At 71.4% G+C, this 18,718-nt stretch carries 16 protein-coding genes and 1 pseudogene; 7 read left to right on the top strand and 10 right to left on the bottom strand.

Annotated features, from left to right (window positions below; genetic code table 11):
• Window positions 1-4: 4 nt before the first annotated feature.
• The 4 genes from AB0G35_RS22005 to AB0G35_RS21990 all read right to left on the bottom strand — a co-directional run bounded on the left by AB0G35_RS22005 (window position 5) and on the right by AB0G35_RS21990 (window position 5,324).
• Window positions 5-1,603 carry a carboxyl transferase domain-containing protein gene (locus tag AB0G35_RS22005; RefSeq protein ID WP_360951889.1) on the bottom strand — a complete coding sequence of 533 codons (1,599 nt, stop codon included), beginning with the start codon at window positions 1,601-1,603 and terminating at the stop codon, window positions 5-7.
• Window positions 1,600-3,321, bottom strand: coding sequence for an acyclic terpene utilization AtuA family protein (locus AB0G35_RS22000; RefSeq protein WP_360951886.1), 1,722 nt, complete (start codon window positions 3,319-3,321; stop codon window positions 1,600-1,602). Before AB0G35_RS22000 ends, AB0G35_RS22005 begins: the two co-directional genes overlap by 4 nt.
• The gene (locus AB0G35_RS21995; RefSeq protein ID WP_360951883.1) at window positions 3,318-4,139 is read right to left on the bottom strand and encodes a TIGR03084 family metal-binding protein; all 822 of its coding nucleotides are present in this window, start codon (window positions 4,137-4,139) and stop codon (window positions 3,318-3,320) included. Before AB0G35_RS21995 ends, AB0G35_RS22000 begins: the two co-directional genes overlap by 4 nt.
• Before the next feature lie 252 nt (window positions 4,140-4,391).
• Complete coding sequence (locus tag AB0G35_RS21990; protein ID WP_360951880.1) at window positions 4,392-5,324, bottom strand: EamA family transporter; 933 nt, start codon at window positions 5,322-5,324, stop codon at window positions 4,392-4,394.
• A gap of 198 nt (window positions 5,325-5,522) precedes the next feature.
• Here AB0G35_RS21990 and AB0G35_RS21985 point away from each other — a divergent pair, with 198 nt between their 5' ends.
• Window positions 5,523-6,392 carry a LysR family transcriptional regulator gene (locus AB0G35_RS21985; RefSeq protein ID WP_360951877.1) on the top strand — a complete coding sequence of 290 codons (870 nt, stop codon included), beginning with the start codon at window positions 5,523-5,525 and terminating at the stop codon, window positions 6,390-6,392.
• A 57-nt stretch (window positions 6,393-6,449) separates the two neighbouring features.
• Window positions 6,450-6,581: pseudogene (locus tag AB0G35_RS21980) on the top strand (IS5/IS1182 family transposase); the annotation flags it as partial.
• Here AB0G35_RS21980 and AB0G35_RS21975 read toward each other — a convergent pair.
• From AB0G35_RS21975 to AB0G35_RS21960, 4 genes are all read right to left on the bottom strand, one after another.
• On the bottom strand, window positions 6,571-6,852 hold the full coding sequence (locus AB0G35_RS21975; protein ID WP_360951874.1) for a hypothetical protein: 282 nt from the start codon (window positions 6,850-6,852) through the stop codon (window positions 6,571-6,573). The pseudogene AB0G35_RS21980 and the gene AB0G35_RS21975 sit on opposite strands and share 11 nt — an antisense overlap.
• 466 nt (window positions 6,853-7,318) lie before the next feature.
• Window positions 7,319-7,510, bottom strand: a complete 192-nt coding sequence (locus AB0G35_RS21970; protein ID WP_360951871.1) for a hypothetical protein — start codon at window positions 7,508-7,510, stop codon at window positions 7,319-7,321.
• Window positions 7,511-7,766: 256 nt separating this feature from the next.
• The gene (locus AB0G35_RS21965; protein WP_360952042.1) at window positions 7,767-10,226 is read right to left on the bottom strand and encodes an HAD-IC family P-type ATPase; all 2,460 of its coding nucleotides are present in this window, start codon (window positions 10,224-10,226) and stop codon (window positions 7,767-7,769) included.
• A gap of 731 nt (window positions 10,227-10,957) precedes the next feature.
• Window positions 10,958-11,236 carry a DUF2530 domain-containing protein gene (locus AB0G35_RS21960; protein ID WP_360951868.1) on the bottom strand — a complete coding sequence of 93 codons (279 nt, stop codon included), beginning with the start codon at window positions 11,234-11,236 and terminating at the stop codon, window positions 10,958-10,960.
• A 250-nt stretch (window positions 11,237-11,486) separates the two neighbouring features.
• Between AB0G35_RS21960 and AB0G35_RS21955 the strand changes: the two genes are divergently transcribed.
• Window positions 11,487-12,956 (top strand): NCS2 family permease, encoded by a 1,470-nt coding sequence (locus AB0G35_RS21955; RefSeq protein WP_360951865.1) that lies wholly within the window; start codon window positions 11,487-11,489, stop codon window positions 12,954-12,956.
• A 424-nt stretch (window positions 12,957-13,380) separates the two neighbouring features.
• On the opposite strand, the gene AB0G35_RS21950 is transcribed toward AB0G35_RS21955, so the two are convergent.
• Window positions 13,381-13,572: a ribbon-helix-helix protein, CopG family gene (locus tag AB0G35_RS21950; protein ID WP_360951862.1), complete on the bottom strand. Its 192-nt coding sequence runs from the start codon at window positions 13,570-13,572 to the stop codon at window positions 13,381-13,383.
• A gap of 130 nt (window positions 13,573-13,702) precedes the next feature.
• Here AB0G35_RS21950 and AB0G35_RS21945 point away from each other — a divergent pair, with 130 nt between their 5' ends.
• Together AB0G35_RS21945 and AB0G35_RS21940 are read left to right on the top strand one after the other, a co-directional pair.
• Window positions 13,703-14,167: a MarR family transcriptional regulator gene (locus tag AB0G35_RS21945; protein ID WP_360951859.1), complete on the top strand. Its 465-nt coding sequence runs from the start codon at window positions 13,703-13,705 to the stop codon at window positions 14,165-14,167.
• Window positions 14,168-14,645: 478 nt separating this feature from the next.
• The gene (locus AB0G35_RS21940) at window positions 14,646-15,998 is read left to right on the top strand and encodes an MFS transporter (protein WP_360952039.1); all 1,353 of its coding nucleotides are present in this window, start codon (window positions 14,646-14,648) and stop codon (window positions 15,996-15,998) included.
• Between the two features lie 349 nt (window positions 15,999-16,347).
• On the opposite strand, the gene AB0G35_RS21935 is transcribed toward AB0G35_RS21940, so the two are convergent.
• On the bottom strand, window positions 16,348-17,112 hold the full coding sequence (locus AB0G35_RS21935) for a type III effector protein (protein ID WP_360951856.1): 765 nt from the start codon (window positions 17,110-17,112) through the stop codon (window positions 16,348-16,350).
• Window positions 17,113-17,337: 225 nt separating this feature from the next.
• Between AB0G35_RS21935 and AB0G35_RS21930 the strand changes: the two genes are divergently transcribed.
• On the top strand, window positions 17,338-17,772 hold the full coding sequence (locus AB0G35_RS21930) for an Hsp20/alpha crystallin family protein (protein WP_360951853.1): 435 nt from the start codon (window positions 17,338-17,340) through the stop codon (window positions 17,770-17,772).
• 211 nt (window positions 17,773-17,983) lie between these two features.
• Window positions 17,984-18,550 carry an RNA 2',3'-cyclic phosphodiesterase gene (gene thpR / locus AB0G35_RS21925; protein ID WP_360951850.1) on the top strand — a complete coding sequence of 189 codons (567 nt, stop codon included), beginning with the start codon at window positions 17,984-17,986 and terminating at the stop codon, window positions 18,548-18,550.
• Window positions 18,551-18,718 lie beyond the last annotated feature (168 nt).

Genomic DNA, 18,718 nt, shown 5'->3' with positions numbered 1-18,718 from the left:
GGCCTCACATCCTGAAGACGCCGAAGCCGCCGCGGGCGCCCTCGTACGGTGCGGTGTGGATCGCGGACAGGCAGATGCCGAGGACGGTGCGGGTGTCGCGCGGGTCGATGACGCCGTCGTCGTAGAGCCGCCCGGACAGGAACATCGGCAGCGACTCGGCCTCGATCTGCTGCTCCACCATGGCCCGCAGCGCGGCGTCGGCCTCCTCGTCGTAGGCCCGGCCCTTCGCGGCGGCGGACTGCCGCGCGACGATCGAGAGGACGCCGGCGAGCTGCTGGGGGCCCATGACGGCGGACTTGGCGCTGGGCCAGGCGAAGAGGAAACGGGGGTCGTAGGCGCGGCCGCACATGCCGTAGTGCCCGGCGCCGTACGAGGCGCCCATCAGCACGGACAGATGCGGCACCCGCGAGTTGGAGACCGCGTTGATCATCATCGCGCCGTGCTTGATGATGCCGCCCTGCTCGTACTCCTTGCCGACCATGTAGCCGGTGGTGTTGTGGAGGAAGAGGAGGGGGATGTCGCGCTGGTTGGCCAACTGGATGAACTGGGCCGCCTTCTGGGACTCCTCGCTGAACAGGACCCCCTGGGCGTTGGCGAGGATCCCGACGGGGTAACCGTGCAGCGCCGCCCACCCGGTGACGAGACTGCTCCCGTACAGCGGCTTGAACTCGTCGAAGTCCGAGCCGTCGACGATCCGGGCGATGACCTCGCGCGGGTCGAAGGGGACCTTCAGATCGTCGGAGACGATGCCCAGGAGCTCGTCGGGGTCGTACTCGGGCGGCTCGGCGGCCGGCGGATCGCCGTACGCCTTGCGGTGGTTGAGGCGGGCGACGACCCGCCGGGCCTGCCGGACGGCGTCCTGCTCGTCGACGGCGAAGTAGTCGGCGAGCCCGGACGTACGGGCGTGCATCTCGGCGCCGCCGAGGGACTCGTCGTCGCTCTCCTCGCCCGTGGCCATCTTCACCAGCGGCGGTCCGCCGAGGAAGACCTTGGCCTTCTCCTTCACCATGATCACGTGATCGGACATGCCGGGGACGTACGCGCCGCCGGCGGTGGAGTTCCCGAAGACGACGGCGACGGTGGGGATCCCCGCGGCGGAGAGCCGCGTGAGGTCGCGGAAGACGCCGCCACCGGGGATGAAGATCTCCTTCTGCGACGGCAGATCGGCGCCGCCGGACTCGACCAGCGAGATGCAGGGCAGCCGGTTGGCGAACGCGATCTCGTGCGCGCGCAGGGCCTTCTTCAGCGACCACGGATTGCTGGCGCCGCCGCGCACGGTCGGATCGTTGGCGGTGATCAGACACTCCACGCCCGCCACGACCCCGATGCCGGTGACGAGCGAGGCACCGACGGCGTAATCGCTGCCCCAGGCGGCGAGCGGGGAGAGCTCCAGGAACGGGGTGTCGGGGTCGAGGAGCAACTCGATCCGCTCGCGGGCGAGCAACTTCCCGCGCTTCCGGTGCCGTTGGACGTATTTCTCACCCCCGCCCGCGAGCGCCTTGGCGTGTTCCGCCTCGACCTCGGCCAGCTTGGCGAGCATCGCCGTCCGCCGCTCGGCGTAGCCGGGCCCGGCGGTGTCGAGCGCGGTTCCCAGTACGGTCACAACAGCTCCTCGGGTATGTCCAGGTGCCGGGCGCGCAGCCACTCCCCCAGGGCCTTGGCCTGCGGGTCGAACCGGGCCTGGGCCGCGGCGCCCTCGCCGAGCAGCCCTTCGACGGTGAAGTTGAGGGCCCGCAGCCTCGGCAGGACGTGACGTGCGACGGGCAGACCGGCGGTCTCGGGCAGGAGCCGGCGGAAGCGGTCGACGGTGAGGGTGTGCGCGAGCCAGCGCCACGCCGCGTCGGTACGGGCCCAGACGCCGACGTTGGCCGCGCCGCCCTTGTCGCCGCTGCGGGCCCCGGCGACCAGCCCGAGCGGCGCCCGCCGGGTGCCGCTGACGGGCAGCGGGGCGGGCAGCGGCGGTTCGGGCACCGGTACCGGCACGGCCGACTTGGCGACCGGCGGGACCGCGACCCGCTCGCCGTCCGGCAGGACGGCCACCTGCCGCACCTCCGCCTGCGGAACCGTCACCGCCTCGAACACCCCGTAGGGGGAGCCCTTACCGGGCGGCGCGGTCAGATGGAAACCGGGGTAGCTGGCCAGCGCCAGCTCGACCGCGGCGCCGCTGACCACCCGCCCGACCGCTTCCCGGTCGGCGTCCCGCACCACCAGCCGCAGCAGCGCGCCGGCCTCCTCCTGGACGTCGGCGTCGGCCCGGTCCGTACGGGCCAGCGTCCAGCGCACCTCGGCGGGCCGCCGGCCCGCCGCGTCGAAGGCCGCGGCCATCTGCGTCCGCACCAGCTCCGCCTTGGCCTCGACGTCCAGCCCGGTCAGCACGAAGGTGACCTCGTTGCGCCAGCCGCCGAGCCGGGTCAGCCCCACCTTGAGGTCCGGCGGCGGCGCCTCCCCGCGCACCCCGTCGATCCGCACCCGGTCCGGGCCGTCCTGGGAGAGCCGTACGGTGTCCAGCCGCGTGGTGACGTCCGGCCCCGGGTAGCGCGCGCCGGCCGTCTCGTACAGCAGCTGCGCGGTGACCGTCCCGATGTCGACCACCCCGCCGGTCCCCGGATGCTTGGTGATCACCGCCGAGCCGTCCGCGGCGATCTCCGCCAGCGGGAAACCGGGCCGCCGCACGTCGTGCGCCGTGAAGAAGGAGTAGTTGCCGCCGGTCGCCTGCGCTCCGCACTCCAGCACATGACCGGCCGCCACCGCCCCCGCCAGCCGGTCCCAGTCCGTCCGCGCCCAGCCGAAGTGCGCCGCGGCGGCCCCGCTGACCAGCGCGGCGTCCGTGACCCGCCCGGTGATCACCACCTCGGCCCCGGCCCGCAGGCAGGCCGCGATGCCCTCGCCGCCCAGATAGGCGTTGGCGGTGAGCACCCCGTCGCCCCATCCCCCACGTGCCAGCAGCTCGTCGCCCTCCACATGCGCCACCCGCACCGGCACGCCGACCTTCGCCGCCACCTCCCGTACGGCGTCCGCGAGTCCGGCCGGATTCAGCCCGCCGGCGTTGGTGACGATCCGCACGCCCCGCTCGACGGCGAGCCCGAGGGACGTCTCCAGCTGCCGCAGGAAGGTTTTGGCGTAGCCGCGGGAGGGGTCCTTCAGCCGGTCCCGGCCGAGGATCAGCATGGTGAGCTCGGCGAGGTAGTCGCCGGTCAGGACGTCGAGCGGCCCGCCGGTCAGCATCTCCTCGAACGCGCCGAACCGGTCGCCGTAGAAACCGGAGGCGTTGCCTATCCGCAGCGGCCGGGTGGCGCCGTCACCCTGCCCGCCCCCGCTCACGCGGTGGCTCCCCCGGCCCGTGGCGCGCGCCCCTTCCCCGGCGGTCCGGCGAACGCCTGGGCGATCCCCAGCCAGCGCTCCGCCTCCGCCCCCTCGGCACGCAGCGACGGCAGGTCGTCGCGGTGCGCCCGCTGGGTCACCAGCAGACAGAACTCCAGCGCGTCCCCGGTCACCCGCTGCCCGGCCCCGGTCGGCCCGTACGCCCAGACCGTCCCGTCCGGCGCCCGCAGCTCGACCCGGAACTCCTCGGCGGGCGGGGCGAGTTCATGAGCGGCGTAGGAGAAGTCCCGGGCCCGTACGCCGATCCGGGCGACATGCCGCAGCCGCGCGGTGGGCAGCCGGGTGACGCCCAGCGCATCGGCGACGTCCTGCCCGTGCGCCCAGGTCTCCATCAGCCGTCCGGTCGCCATCGACGGGGCACTCATCGGCGGCCCGAACCACGGCAGCTTCTCTCCCGCCGGCCGCTCGGCCAGCACCCGGAGCAGCTGCTCACGGCCGGCCCGCCAGTCGGCGAGCAGCTGTGCGGGCGGCACCGCGGCACCCGCCTCGGCGGCCTCGTCGACGAAGGTCAGCGGCGAGGCCAGCGCCTCCCGCGCGGCCCGCAGAAACCCCTCCGGGTCGGTCGCCGACCGCAACGCCTGCCGGTCCGTCCAGGCCAGATGCGCGATCTGATGGGCGATCGTCCACCCCTCGGCGGGCGTCCTCTCCGCCCACCTCCCGGCCGGCAGCCCGGCCACGAGTGCGTCCAGCTCCTCGCTCTCCGCCTCTAGATCCGCCAGAAGATCCGCCAGAACGGCACCGGCGTCACGATCGGACACGGGGCACTCCCCTCGTCGACCCCAACTGGCATGCCAGCAGGGCGCGTTGGCTCACGACTTCGACTGGACGACTGCGCGGTCCGAGGGTGCCAGCGCGGGAAGAAACAATCAAGCATGCGTGAATGATTTCTGGCCTACGCCATGACCACTCGGCCTACGCCATGACCACTCGGCGCCCACGCCCGCGTTCTGCCACCGGATCGGCCCGGCCCCCTGCCGGGGACCGGGCCGATGCCTGCCGGGAAGCCGGTTTCAGCGCGCCGCCGACCGCACCGCCCCCACACTCGCCACGACCACCAGCCCGATCGCGACGATCTCCGGCCACCCCAGCGCCTGGCCCAGGACCAGGAACCCGGCGGTGGCCGCGGCGGCCGGTTCCAGGCTCATCATGACCGCGAAACCCGAGGCCGGGAGCTTGCGCAGGGCGAGCAGCTCCAGCGTGTACGGCAGCACCGACGACATCAGCGCCACCGCGGCCCCCAGCCCCAGCGTGACCGGGTTGAGCAGTGCCGCACCCGCGCTGAACACCCCCAGCGGCAGGCTGAGCAGCGCCGCGACGGTCATCGCCAGCGCCAGCCCGTCCGCCTGCGGGAAACGCTGCCCCGTACGGGCGGAGAGCAGGATGTACGCGGCCCAAAGCCCGCCGGCGGCCAGCGCGCACCCCGCGCCGACCAGGTTCAGCCCGTCGAACCCCGCACGCCCCAGCAGCGCCACCCCGCCGAACGCCAGCGCCGCCCACAACAGGCTGAGCAGCCGCCGCGATGTGGCCACCGAGAGGATCAGCGGCCCGAGGAACTCCAGCGTGACCGCCGCACCCAGCGGTATCCGGTCGATCGCCTGATAGAAGAGCGAGTTCATGCCCGCGAGGGCCACCCCGAAGGCGAGCACCGTCCCCCAGTCCCCCCGCGAGTAGCCGCGCACCTTGGGACGGCAGGCGACCAGCAGCACCAACGAGGCGACGACCAGCCGCAGCGTGACGACCCCGAGCGCCCCGGCCCGCGGGAAGAGCAGCACCGCCACCGACGACCCGAACTGCAGCGACACGATGCCGCCGATCACCAGCGCCACCGACCCGATCCGCCCGCGCGCCCCCGCGGCGCCGGCGCCCGCGGCACCGGCCTCCGCCGTCAGCACCTCGGGCGAGGCCGGCACAGCGAGCGGAACCGCCACGTCCGCGGAGGTCATCGCGGTAGCGCCCGCCGTCACGGACGCGCCCGATGCCCCCTCACGGGACGCCGCAGCGGAAATGTTGTCGTCGTAGGGGGCGGGAGTGGCGGATTTACGTCCCTGAGGACCGTCGGCGGAAGCATGCACATCCCCACGCTAAGGCCCGCCCATCCTGTCCGTGAAATGCCTTTCTTCCTCTTGTTATGCTCCGCGCGCATGAGCATCGAGCTGCGTCACTTCCGCTGCTTTCTCGCCATCGCGGACACCCTGAGCATCACCCGCGCCGCCGAGCGCCTGCACCTGACCCAGCCCGCCGTCTCCCGCACGCTCCGCCAGCTCGAACAGGAACTGGGCCGCAGACTCGTCGACCGCTCCACCCACCACCTCGCCCTCACCCCCGACGGCACCGCCTTCCGCGACCAGGCGGCCATCGCCGTCACCGCCTTCGACCGCGCCCTGCGCCTCGGCCGGCACGCCTCCTGGCCGCTCCGCCTGGGCCACGCCTGGTCCGCCGCCGGTACGGACACCACCGCCCTGCTCCGCCGCTGGCAACAGGCCCACCCGGACACCCCGCTCGAACTCCTCCGCATCGACGACCGCACGGCCGGCCTCGCCCGCGGCGACGTGGACGCGGCCCTGATCCGCGGCGAGGTCCACACCCCCGGCCTGCTCACCGCCCGGCTCGCCACCGAACCCCGCGTCGCCGGCCTCCCGGCCGACGACCCCCTGGCCCACCGCCCCTCCCTCTCCCTCGCCGACCTTTCCTCCCGCACCATCGCCCTCAACACCGTCTCCGGCATCACCACCCTCGACCTGTGGCCCGCCGCGGCCCGCCCCACGTCCACGCTGCCCATCGCCAACCAGGACGACTGGTTCGCCGCCGTCACCTCCGGCCGTGCCGTAGGCGTCACCACCACCGCCACCGCCGACATGTACCCCCACCCCGCCATCGCCTACATCCCCCTCCCCGACGCCCCACCCGTCCCCGTCCTCCTCGCCTGGCGCGACGCCCCGGGCCACCCCCGCATCCCGGACCTGATCCAGCTGGCACGGGAGGTGATGGGAGGAGCGGAACGGGAGGGGTGAGGGGGCGGAGCGGACAGGAGGAGTGCGGGGGCGCGATGTAGGCCAGCTGAGGGTCACCATGCACTGTCCCGGTGGAAGAACCGGAAGGTCCTACGGGACTGCCACCTCAAGGGAGACGGCGTTCACCAGGCCAGACCAGGCCATGCCCGGCATCGCCGAGGCCACCACCACTTCACGCTCACGGGGTGACCTGGCTCTGGTTCACGGTGAAGGTGTCCCGTCCTTCCAGCGTCGCGATCCCGTCCGGCGACGTGCAGACAGTCACGACCTCGTCGCCGGCCCCCGCCTCGTCGCCACCCTGGATCACGCACCTCACCGCGACTTCCACCGGGTAGACGGCGTCGGGCGTCAGCTCATCGAACCGCGCGAAGACCGAGCTCTTGTCGATCAACGACCAGCGCTGGCCCGCAGCGTCAACGAACTGAACCTCGACGAGACCCGGAAACGGCTCGTCAGCCACCCAACGAACTGCTTCACAGCGCAGCTCAGGCACCCAGACTCCCGTCCTAGATCCGGACCACAGCGGCCACGAGCGCCAGTATGCCTGAGACGCCAACCTCCGTTACAGGACAGCCTTTAGCCACACTTTCAGGCCCCAAACCCGCCGCGCTTGACGGCCGCCACGAAGGCCGACCAGCCGGCCGCGGGGCTACCGCCGAGCTGTTCGTTCCACTGCTGAGGCGGCTGTTTCCACCCTCGGGACGCCGTAGGGCCGACGCCGCTGCACCCCTGCCCCCGCCGGTCGCACACGAGCGGCAGTACGGACCGGAGGCGGTGGCATGAGCGAGCCATCCGGGGGTGGGTGGCGGGCTGCGCCGACCGCAGCCCGCCACTTCTCCAGCGGGACGCGCCCCGTCAGGCCGTACGGCAACGAGACCCGTCGTACGACGGCCCGACGCCCGCGGTCGCCCCCGGTCGGCGCCCCGTCAGTCCGAACTGAACTTCTTCACCACGGCCCAGAGCACGACGATGACGCCGGTCGCCAGGATGAGCCACTCCCACCAGTCGAGGACGCCGTCGCCGCCGCCTCCGTAGGTGCCGGTGTGGTGGTAGTGGTGGGTGTGGTGGGAGCCACGGGCCAGTAGCTCGTAGGCGAGGTCCCCCGTAATCGGCTTCATGGGGCGGAGGGTAGGGGGAGGCGAGTGGGGGCGCCATGGCGGCACGGCTTCTGTAACCCGGATGAGATGCGGGCGGGGGTGCACAGGCGACGGTGCATGGGCGGAGGCGTACGGCGGAGGCGTACGGGCGGAGGCGTACGGGCCGAGGCGTACGGGCCGAGGCGTACGGGCCGAGGCGTACGGGCCGAGGCGTACGGGCCGAGGCGTACGGGCCGAGGCGTACGGGCCGAGGCGTACGCCCCGTTGTAGGGCGGGCTCAGGCGGGGAAGCGGTCGGCGACCCAGCGCCAGGTGAGTTCCAGCAGGGCCGAGGCCACGACGGCGATGGCGACGGCCGTCCACGGCATCGTCGTGCCCACCAGGCGGAGGTCGAAGAAGGTCTGGAGCCACGGGGTGGCGAGGACGACGAGGAACGCCATGGCCATGGTGAGGACGAGGGCGATCCGCCACCACGTGTAGGGGCGGGCGATGATCGCCAGGACCCACAGGGCGGTGAGGAAGAGGGTCAGGGTCGCGGCACTGGTCTCGGCGGCGAGGGAGCCGGGACCGGTGTAGTGGGCGCGCGCCAGGAGGTAGGTGGCGAAGGCGGCCAGGCCGGTGATGAGGCCGGAAGGGACCGCGTAGCGCATGACCCGGCGGACGAAGTGCGGGCGGGCGCGCTCCTTGTTGGGGGCGAGGGCCAGGAAGAAGGCCGGGACGCCGATCGTCAGCGTGGAGAGCAGGGTGAGGTGGCGGGGCAGGTACGGATACGGGATCTGCCAGCAGGCCACCAGGATGGCGAGCAGGACCGAGTAGACGGTCTTGGTGAGGAAGAGGGTGGCGACGCGGGTGATGTTGCCGATGACGCGTCGGCCCTCGGCGACCACTGAGGGGAGCGTCGCGAAGCTGTTGTTGAGCAGGACGATCTGCGCCACCGCGCGGGTGGCCTCGGATCCGGAGCCCATGGAGACGCCGATGTCGGCGTCCTTCAGGGCGAGCACGTCGTTGACGCCGTCCCCGGTCATCGCGACGGTGTGGCCGCGGGCCTGCAGCGCACCGACCATGTCGCGCTTCTGCTGCGGGGTGACGCGGCCGAAGACCGTGCCCTCGTCGAGGGAGGCAGCCAACGCGTCGCGTTCGGTGGCGAGTTGAGGGAGCCGGCGGGCGTCCACGGGGGCGTCGGCGCCCGGCAGCCCGAGTTTGCCGGCGACCGCGCCGACCGAGACCGCGTTGTCGCCGGAGATGACCTTGGCGTGCACCCGCTGCTCGGCGAAGTAGCGCAGGGTGTCGGGTGCGTCGGGCCGCAGCCGCTGCTCCAGGACGACCAGGGCGGTGGGGTGGACGTCCCGGGCGACCTCGGGGTCGTCCAGCTCACGGGTGGCGCGGGCGAGGAGGAGGACCCGCAGGCCCTGGGCGTTGAGATCGTCGGTCTCGGCGAGGGCGGGGTGCGTCGGCGGCAGGAGGACGTCGGGGGCGCCCAGCAGCCAGGTGCTGGATTCACCGTGCGGGTCGTTGAAGGATGCGCCGCTGTATTTGCGGGCGGAAGAGAACGGGAGTGACTGGGTACAGCGCCAGGACCCGTCCGCGGGGTAGGCGTCGATGACGGCCTGGAGCGAGGCGTTCGGCCGGGGGTCGGCTTCGCCGAGGGCACCTAGGACCTGCTGGACGTAGGGCTCGTCGGCGGAGGAGTCATAGGGCGGGGAGTGATGGGCCGGGGAGTCATGAGCGGCGGGCTCTTCGGCGGAGGGCTGCTCGCCGACCGCGGACGCATCGACGGCGGACGCATCGACGGCGGACACGTCGGTGCCGTTCAGGACGCGTAGGTCGCAGACGTCCATGCCGCCCTCGGTGAGCGTGCCGGTCTTGTCCAGACAGACGACATCCACCCGGGCCAGCCCCTCGATGGCGGGGAGTTCCTGCACGAGGCACTGTTTGCGGCCGAGCCGGATGACGCCGATGGCGAAGGCCACGGAGGTCAGCAGCACCAGCCCCTCGGGGATCATCGGGACGATACCGGCGACCATCCGGCGGATCGCGGCGTCACCGGGCAACCCGAGGGTGAGCAGATGGCTGAGGATCAGACCGAGCGCGGTCGGGATCATCATCCACGTCACGTACTTGAGGATCCGGCTGATTCCGGTACGCAGTTCGGAATGGACCAGCGTGAAACGGCTGGCCTCGTCCGCGAGCTGGGCGGCATACGCGTGGCGGCCGACCTTGGTCGCGGTGAAGGCGCCGCCACCGGCCACGACGAAGCTGCCGGACATCACCGCATCCCCGGGCTTCTTCACCACCGGGTCGGCCTCACCGGTCAGCAGCGATTCGTCGATCTCCAGCCCGTCGGTCTCCACCACCTCGCCGTCGACCACGACCTTGTCGCCGGGGCCGAGCTCGATGACGTCGTCGAGGACGACCTCGGAGGTGGGGATACGGGACGCGGTGCCGTCCCGGCGGACGGTCGGCTGTGCCTCGCCGATGACCGCCAGCTTGTCGAGGGTCCTCTTGGCGCGCAGTTCCTGAACGATGCCGATGCCGGTGTTGGCGACGATCACGAAGCCGAACAGACCGTCCTGGATCGGTCCGACGACGAGAATGATCGCGAAGAGCACGCCGATGATCGCGTTGAAGCGTGTGAAGACGTTCGCCCGCACGATCTCTCCGACCGACCGCGAGGACCGCACGGGAACGTCGTTGATCTCACCCCGGCCGACGCGCTCGGCAACTTCGGCAGACGTCAGGCCGGGGAGGGGGCCGGAGTGGGTTCCGGCGAGGGGGCCGGAGTGGGCCCCGGGGCGGGCTGGGGGACTGCTGGGGGCGGGGGCGTCTGGCGTCCGGCCGGCGCGTTCGTGATCTGTCGGCGCATCGGCCGGGGCAGGGCCGGGGGCGGGCGGTGGTCGGTCGAGCGGTTCCCGGTTGGGCGGTTCTCCACCGGCCGGCTCCCGGTCCACCGGCTCCTGGTTGGCCGGCCCCCGGTCCGCCAGCTCCCGGTTGACCGGCTCCCGGTTGACCGGCTCCCGGTTGGGCGGTTCTCGACCAGCCGGTTCCCGATTGGCCGGTGCCCGGTCGGCCGGTTCCGGTGCCCAGTCGGCCGGCTCCCGGTTGGACGTTTCTGCGTCGACCCGCGCACAACCGCTGGGCCCGCCGGGCTCACCCTCACCCCGCGCGCCCGGCTCACCGTCCGTCGCCATACGGCCGCCCGGCTCACCGTCCGTCGCCATACGGCCGCCCGATTCACCGTCGGTCGCCCCCCGGCCACCCGCATCACTGCCCGTCGGCCCCCGGCCACCCGGCTCGCCGCCCAGTTCACCGCTCGGCGCATCGCTCGACGCACCACTCGGCGCACCGCTCGGTACGGGATTCTCGGTTCCGGTTCTGGCCCGTTCCGTCATGCCCTCGACGTTACGGGTGGAATGCCCGGATCACCCGTCGGCCGAGCGCCCCGACGGGAGGGGAAAAACGCGTCGGACGGTCAGCGCGCGTCCGTAGCGGTCGCCGCCTGCTTGGCCGCGGCGTCGCGCTTGATGGCCGCGTCCCGCTTGCGGACGTACCAGATACCCAGCAGGCCGAGCCCGCCGCCGGCCAGGCAGGTCCACACCCACCAAGTATGACCGTGGTCGGCGAACCAGCCGTAGAAGGGGAGCTGACCGAGGAAGAGTGCGAACCAGATGATGGTGCCGCCGATGATCGTGCCTACGACGGGGCCCTCAAGAGGCGCCGGGGCCTCGCGCAGTTCGGACTTCTTCCACATGGTGCTCAGCTTACGGGGGCCGGTCGGACGGCCTTCCACCAGAGCTGCCGTTGGGGGCGCCCCTTGTCCGCCAAGGGTCTACGCGCGGAGATAGCGATCAATGCATTGTTTATTCATACTGAACCTTTCTGGATCTGACCGGTTTGGATCGTCGATTCATCCAACGCGATCCGGATAGCGATGCTCCTGTACATGTTCCGGGCCCTCGGGGCCCCTGCGCCTGCCCAGGCCCGTCCGACTGAGGTCCCGCATGTCCCCCTCGGCCACCACGCCGGTCGACACCCTTGAGAACCCGGCCCCGCAGCCCCCGAAGAACGGTTTCGACCGGTTCTTCAAGATCTCCGAGCGGGGGTCCACGGTCGGCCGTGAACTCCGCGGCGGCCTGGCCACGTTCTTCGCGATGGCCTACATCATCGTGCTGAACCCGATCATTCTTGGCTCTGGAGTCGACAAGTTCGGCCACCATCTCGACAACGGGCAACTGGTCACCGCCACCGCCCTGATGGCCGGCCTGAGCACCGTCCTCATGGGCCTGTTGGGCAACGTCCCGATCGCCATCGCCGCCGGCCTCGGCATCAACGCCGTGGTCTCCCTCCAGCTCGCCCCCAAGATGAGCTGGCCGGACGCAATGGGCATGGTCGTGCTCGCCGGCCTGGTGCTGATGATCCTGGTCGCCTCCGGCCTGCGGCAGCGGGTGATGGACGCCATCCCCAACGGCCTGCGGCGCGCCATCGCGATCGGCATCGGCCTGTTCATCTCACTCATCGGCCTGGTGGACTCCGGCTTCGTCAGCCGCAACCCGGACGCCGCGCACACCACCGTCCCGATGGGGCTGGGCCAGGGCGGTCAGCTCAAGGGCTGGCCGGTGCTGGTCTTCGTCATCGGCCTGGCCCTGATGTTCGTGCTGGTCGTACGCAAGACCAAGGGCGCGATCCTGATCGGGATGGTCACCATGGCCGTCGTCGCGATCATCATCAACGCGGTCACCAACACCCCGGACGCGGCCTGGGGCCTGGCGGTCCCGAACGTCCCGGACAAGATCATCGGTGCCCCGGACTTCGGCCTGATCGGCCACATCAGCCTCTTCGGCGGCTTCAAGGAAGTCGGCGTGCTCACCGGCTGCCTGTTCGTCTTCACCGTGCTGCTCTCCGGCTTCTTCGACGCGATGGGCACCATCATCGGCGTCGGCGAGGAGGCCGGGCTGACCGACGCGAACGGCAATCTGCCGGGCATGGGCCGGATCCTGATGGTCGACGGCATCGCGGTCGCGGGCGGCGGCTTCGGCTCCGCCTCCGCCAACACCTGCTTCGTGGAGTCCACGGCCGGTGTCGGCGAGGGGGCCCGGACCGGGCTGGCAAACCTGATGACCGGCGGCCTCTTCCTGCTGGCGCTGATCTTCACGCCGCTGGCGACGGTGGTGCCCTCGCAGGCCGCCACGCCCGCGCTCCTCGTCGTCGGCTTCCTGATCATGGCCGCCAATGTGCGGGACATCGACTGGGGCGACTTCACCGTCGGCATCCCGGCGTTCCTGACGATCATCTCGATGCCCTTCACCTACAGCATCACCAACGGCATCGGCATCGGCGTGCTCGCCTACATCCTGCTGCGGACCGCCACCGGGCGCTTCAAGCAGATCCCGTGGCTGCTGGATGTCGTCGGCCTCTGCTTCCTGGTCTACTTCCTGCTGCACCCGATCGAGCTGGCGCTCGGGGTCAAGTAGCGACTCGGAAGCGCGTAGCAAATAGCCGGCCGACTCCCCCTCCCCCCCGCCGCCTGCCCTTCCCGCCGCCTGCCTCCTTCCTCTACGGCAACGAACACGGAGAGTTATTAGTTCCGATCAGAGCGTAGCGGAGAGTGAAGTATTTAGGCAGCTGCTCCGGGATGGGTTCTGGATGCCCGGGCGGGCGTCCCTAGCGCGTCCAGGTTGCCGCCCCCTGGGTGTCCGGGTGGCCATTTCCTGGAGATTCAGGGGCCGAGGGCCGGAGGTTCGAGTGGCCGCCTCCTGGAGGTTCAGGGGGGCGAGATCCGGAGGCTCATGGGAGCGAGGCCCGGAGGTTCAGGTGGTCGAGCACCGGGGGTGCGGGTGGTCGAGAGCCGGAGGTTCAGGTGGCCGCCTTGAGGTTCAGGTGACTGCTTTCGGGGGCTCAGGTGACCGTGCCCCAGACGCCGAGGCGTTCGGTCTCGTCGACCGAGGATTTGAAGCGTTCGTCGAAGTCTTCGCGGATGAGCGTCCGGACGACATAGTCCTGGACGCTCATTCCGCGTTTTGCGGCGTGCCGCTGAATGCGCTCCAGCAGCTCCCCGTCCACGCGCAGGCTGAGCACTCTCGATCCCATACGGACACGGTCCCGCCCCCGAGCGGTCAGGTGTGTCACTTTCCGCCGCGTCCTCACTCATATGGGTGATCTGCGGAGAGCGGCCCCTCTTCGCTTTCCTTAGAGAGGGTAATGAGTTATGCTAAAGACCATGCCGGAACTGTCCCACTCCCAGCCAGAGGGCGGGGAGGCCTCCCCAGAGGACGCGGCCGCGGTCAATGCGCTGCGGTCCGCCGTGATGCGCCTGTCCCGCCGCCTGAAGCACCAGCGGGTGGACGAATCGCTGACGCCGACCGAGATGTCGGTGCTCGGGATGCTGGCCCGGTGCGGCCACGCCACCCCCGGCGAGCTGGCACGCAAGGAGCATGTGCAGCCGCCGTCGATGACCCGCATCGTGGCCATGCTGGAGGCCAAGGGGCTGGTCCGGCTGGAGCCCCACCCCGACGACCGCCGCCAGAAGGTCGTCACGCAGACCGAAGAGGCCGAGGCGATGCTGGAGGAGAGCCGCCGCCGGCGCAACGCCTGGCTCACCGAGCTGGCCTCCGGCCTGGACGAGGACGAGTGGGCCAAGATCCGGGCCGCCGCGCCCGTATTGGAGAAGCTGGCACAGCTGTAGCGAACACGAGGCCCGAGGAGGCGAACCCACTTTGAGTACGGGATCCGGAGCACACTCCGCCCCCGCACCGAACTCCCACGACTACACCATTCACGACGACTCCCCTCCTGCCCCGAGCGCCTCTGCCACGCCGAGCACCCCTGCCGTCCCGAACGCCCCGAGCGCCGCCGCAGGTCCAAGTGCCACCGCAGGCCCGGGCGCCGATGCAGGTCCGGGTGCCACCGCAGGCCCGGGTGCTGACGCGGGTTCGAGCCCGGATGCCGCTGATACGGCCACGATCGGTACCGCCGCGGCGCGTACTGTCACGGGTGCCACCGTCGACACCGGTGCTCCGGTCGACACTGGTGCCCCTCGCACCGCAAGCGCCCCTGGCGTCACTGGTGCCCCTGGCGTCACTGCTGCCCGTACCGCCACCGGTGCTCGTACCGGCCCCGGCGCCCGTCTAGACAACGGTGCCCGTACAGACAACGGTGCCCGTATAGACAGCGGTGCCCGTACGGCCGCCGGCTCCGGTTCTCTCGGCTCGCCGCGTAAGGGGACGTTCAGCTCGCTGCGGATCCGTAACTACCGTCTTTTCGCCACCGGCCAGATGGTGTCCAACACCGGCACCTGGATGCAGCGCATCGCCCAGGACTGGCTGGTGCTCAGCCTGACCGGCTCCTCCGCCGCGGTCGGTATCACCACCGCGCTGCAGTTCCTGCCGATGCTGCTGCTCGGCCTCTACGGCGGGGTGATCGCCGACCGCTTCGCCAAGCGGAAGTTGCTGCTGCTCACCCAGTCCGCGATGGGTCTCACCGGCCTCGCGCTCGCCGCGCTGACGCTCACCGGCCACGTCCAGGTGTGGCACGTCTACCTGGTCGCCTTCCTGCTCGGCCTGGTCACCGTCGTGGACAACCCGGCCCGCCAGGCGTTCGTTTCCGAGATGGTCGGCCAGGACGAACTGCGCAATGCCGTCAGCCTCAACTCCGCCAACTTCCAGTCGGCGCGCCTGATAGGCCCGGCCGCGGCCGGGTTCCTGATCACCGCCTTCGGCAGCGGCTGGGCCTTCCTCCTCAACGGCCTGTCCTTCGTGGCGCCGGTCGCCGGTCTGCTGATGATGCGGACCGCCGAACTCCACAAGGTCGACCGCGTCCCGCGTAGCAAGGGCCAGCTGCGTGAGGGCCTGCGTTATGTGTCCGGCCGCCCCGACCTGATATGGCCGATCGTCCTGGTCGGGTTCATCGGGACCTTCGGTTTCAACTTCCCGATCTGGCTGACCGCGTTCGTCTACCGCGTCTTCCACCAGGGCGCCGGTACGTACGCCCTGTTCAACGGCCTGATGGCGGCCGGCTCCCTGATCGGCGCGCTGCTCGCGGCCCGCCGTGGCAGCTCGCGGCTGCGGCTGCTGGTGGGCGCGGCACTGCTCTTCGGCCTCCTGGAGGTCACCGCCGCGCTCGCCCCGTCCTTCTGGGTCTTCGCGGCGCTGCTCGCACCGATAGGCATGGTCGGCCTGACGATCAACGTCACCGCCAACTCCAGCGTGCAAATGGCCACCGATCCACTGATGCGAGGCCGGGTGATGAGCCTGTTCATGATGGTCTTCATGGGCGGGACCCCGCTGGGCGCCCCGATCGTCGGCTGGGTCACCGACGCCTTCGGCGCCCGGATCGGCTTCCTGACCGGCGGCCTGATCTCCATGGCGGCCGCGGCCCTCATCGGCCTGATCCTCGCCCGGGTCGGCGGCCTCCGCCTCAAGATCGACCTGCGCCCCGGCCACCCGCACGTCAGGTTCGTGCCCCGGGTCGCCGGCAGCACGCGGTCCGAGGAGCAGGAATTGGCCTCGGTGGCGTAGGGCGGTAGGGGTGATAGGACGGTAGGGGGATAGGGCGGTAGGGCGTGGTGTAGGACCGGCGCCCGGGTGCGCCCTGGTGGTGGCTCGGGGCATCGTACGGGCGCCGCAGGGGGCGGCTTACTTACTGTGGCGGCCTACTTACGGTGGCGGCTTACGTACGAGGGCGGCTTACGTGGGTAGGCACGGTGGCTCGGCCGAGTGGTCGAGTGGCCGGCGGCTGGTGCGCTTGACCTCTACCTGCGCTCCGCGCTCCCCTTGCCCCCGACCTACGCTCCGCCTCCCTTGGCCCCGACCTACGCTCCGCCTCCCTTGGCCCCGCCCCGCGGTTCGCGCCCTCGCCTCCGCGTCCTCAAGAGGTCGTACGGCGCTGGTCGTCGCTGTTTCGGCGGAGGCGGTGGGTGTGGCGGGTGAGGTCGTCGATGCGGGCGGCGAGTTGGGGGTGGCGCTGCTGAAGGTGGGGGCGGGTGGCGGTGAGAGGGGCGACGAGCTGGGCGGCGTCGCTGTCACCGAGCGCCTGCCCGAGCTCTTCGAGGGGTGTGCGGGCGGCGGTGGGCAGGTCCGTCAGGGCGGCGATCTGGCCGGCGAGGCGGCGCAGGTCGGCGGCGTTGTGGCGGGCCCAGGCGGTGACGGTGCGGTCGGCGGCGCGGCGGTCGCGGGTCGCCTTGACGCGTTGCTCGCCGGTGGTGCCGGCGGCGCCGGGGCGCAGCCGCAGATAGCGGCGTTCGGCGGCCTGTCGGCTGGCCACGCCGAGGGGTTCTGCCAGGTCGGCCCAGCTGGCGCCGGCCTCCCGGGCGGTCTCGATCAGCCCCGTCTCCCACGTCGCGAGCCGCTCGCGCACCTCCCGCAACAACAGCAGCGAGGCCAGTGCTTGCTCGGCGCGGCTGCCCTCCACGGCCGGTGATGCGCCAGCCGATGCTGCCCCAGCCGGTGATGTCCCAGTCGGTGATGCGCCGCCCGACGGTGCGCCGCCCAACGCATGGGCCGGACCGTCGGCCGGTGCGTCGGTCTCCTCGGTACGGGCGCTGCGCAGGGCCTCGTCGATCGTGCGGAGCGCGGCCGCGGCGGCGAGGAAGGACGCGGGTGCGGCACTCTCGGGGCGTTCGTCTGCGGGCACGGGGCTCTCCTTCGCGACGCGATCAACGTCAAGACACAACCACAACGCCTTAGACACCAGGACAGCGAGATGCCGAGGCGGCACGGCGTGGGTTCTTACCTCATCAAGGCGTCAACTGGTCGATGACATCTCACTTGTCATCCATCGGATGACATGTTACAACGGAAGACAGGTGAAGCGCATTGGCAGGCAATCAGAGCCTGATCCCCCTGGAGGTGTTTCACGATGTTGATGCGCACCGACCCGTTCCGTGAGCTCGACCGTCTCACCCAGCAGCTGCTGGGCACGTCCGGCACCTGGTCGCGGCCGTCCACGATGCCGATGGACGCCTACCGCGAGGGCGAGGAGTATGTGATCGCCCTCGACCTGCCCGGTGTCTCCCCGGACGCGATCGACATCGACGTCGAGCGGAACATGCTGACCGTCAAGGCCGAGCGCCGTCCGATCACCAAGGCCGACGATGTGCAGATGGAGCTCTCCGAGCGTCCGCTGGGCGTCTTCTCCCGGCAGTTGATGCTGGCCGACACCCTCGACACCGAGCGCATCCAGGCCGATTACGACGCAGGTGTGCTGACCCTGCGGATTCCGATCGCGGAGCGCGCCAAGCCTCGCAAGATCAGCATCGGTGGGGACGCGTCCCGCAAGGAGATCCGCGGCTGAGCCGGAGCCGGACCGCCGAATCCCGGTGCTGAACCCTTGAACCGCTGAGCCACTGAACCGCTGAGCCACTGAACCGCTGAGCCACTGAACCGCTGAACCAGAGTGCGGAAACACGTGCGCCGGATCGGCGGTGGACGGCGGCGGACGTGCAGCCGGTCGGTGGTCCGGCTGCGCCACCACCGACCGCCCCCGGCTGCGCCACACTGACCGCATGAGACTCTTCGCCGCCGTCCTGCCGCCGGCCGCCGTGCTCGACGAACTCGCCGCCGAGGTGGCGCTGCTCAAGAAGCTCCCCGCGGCCGAGCGTCTGCGCTGGAGCGCGCGGGACGGCTGGCACTTCACCCTCGCCTTCTACGGCGAGGTCCCCGACGACACCGTGCCCGAGCTGCAGGAACGGCTTGCCCGGGCGGCCCACCGCCGGGATCCGTACGAGCTGCGGATCGCCGGCGGTGGCCGGTTTGCGGACCGGGTGGTGTGGGCCGGCGCGGACGGCGACCGGCCGGCCATGCGCAAGCTGGCCGACTCGGCGGCGGCCGCGGGCCGGCGGGTCGGTCTCGACGTGGACGAGCACCGCCCCTACACCCCGCACCTCACCCTCGCCCGGAACCGCATCGGCCATCTGAAGCTCGCCCCGTACGCGGCCGCACTGAAGGAATTCAGCGGCCGCGCCTGGACGGTCGGGAGGCTCTCCCTGATGCGCAGCCATCCGCCCACCCCCGGCAAGGCCGGAGCCCAGTCCCACTACGAGGAGATCGCCTCCTGGCCGCTGGGCGAGTGAGGCGGGGGCGGTCGAGCGAGGCGGTCGGGTGAGGCCGGGGGCGGTCGAGCGAGGCGGGCGGTCGGTCGGGTGAGGCGGGCGGGCGGTCGGCCCGGTGAAATGTTCGGGTCCACCCCGGTTACGCTCAGAGGGTGGACCCGAAAACCCGTAACCGCGTCATGTCCGGCC

Origin of the sequence: Streptomyces sp. NPDC021749, assembly GCF_040640655.1 — a bacterium.
In the GTDB taxonomy this organism is placed as follows: Bacteria; Actinomycetota; Actinomycetes; order Streptomycetales; family Streptomycetaceae; genus Streptomyces.
Note: the sequence above shows the minus strand (reverse complement) of the source record. Positions and strands in the feature narration are given on the sequence as shown.

Coding starts and splice junctions, on each gene's coding strand:
- AB0G35_RS21930 (WP_360951853.1), top strand. CDS start 17,338: ATGTTGATGCGCACCGACCCGTTCCGTGAGCTCGACCGTCTCACCCAG.
- AB0G35_RS21955 (WP_360951865.1), top strand. CDS start 11,487: ATGTCCCCCTCGGCCACCACGCCGGTCGACACCCTTGAGAACCCGGCC.
- AB0G35_RS21960 (WP_360951868.1), bottom strand. CDS start 11,236: ATGTGGAAGAAGTCCGAACTGCGCGAGGCCCCGGCGCCTCTTGAGGGC.
- AB0G35_RS21990 (WP_360951880.1), bottom strand. CDS start 5,324: ATGACCTCCGCGGACGTGGCGGTTCCGCTCGCTGTGCCGGCCTCGCCC.
- thpR (WP_360951850.1), top strand. CDS start 17,984: ATGAGACTCTTCGCCGCCGTCCTGCCGCCGGCCGCCGTGCTCGACGAA.
- AB0G35_RS21985 (WP_360951877.1), top strand. CDS start 5,523: ATGAGCATCGAGCTGCGTCACTTCCGCTGCTTTCTCGCCATCGCGGAC.
- AB0G35_RS21970 (WP_360951871.1), bottom strand. CDS start 7,510: ATGAAGCCGATTACGGGGGACCTCGCCTACGAGCTACTGGCCCGTGGC.
- AB0G35_RS21945 (WP_360951859.1), top strand. CDS start 13,703: ATGCCGGAACTGTCCCACTCCCAGCCAGAGGGCGGGGAGGCCTCCCCA.
- AB0G35_RS21950 (WP_360951862.1), bottom strand. CDS start 13,572: ATGGGATCGAGAGTGCTCAGCCTGCGCGTGGACGGGGAGCTGCTGGAG.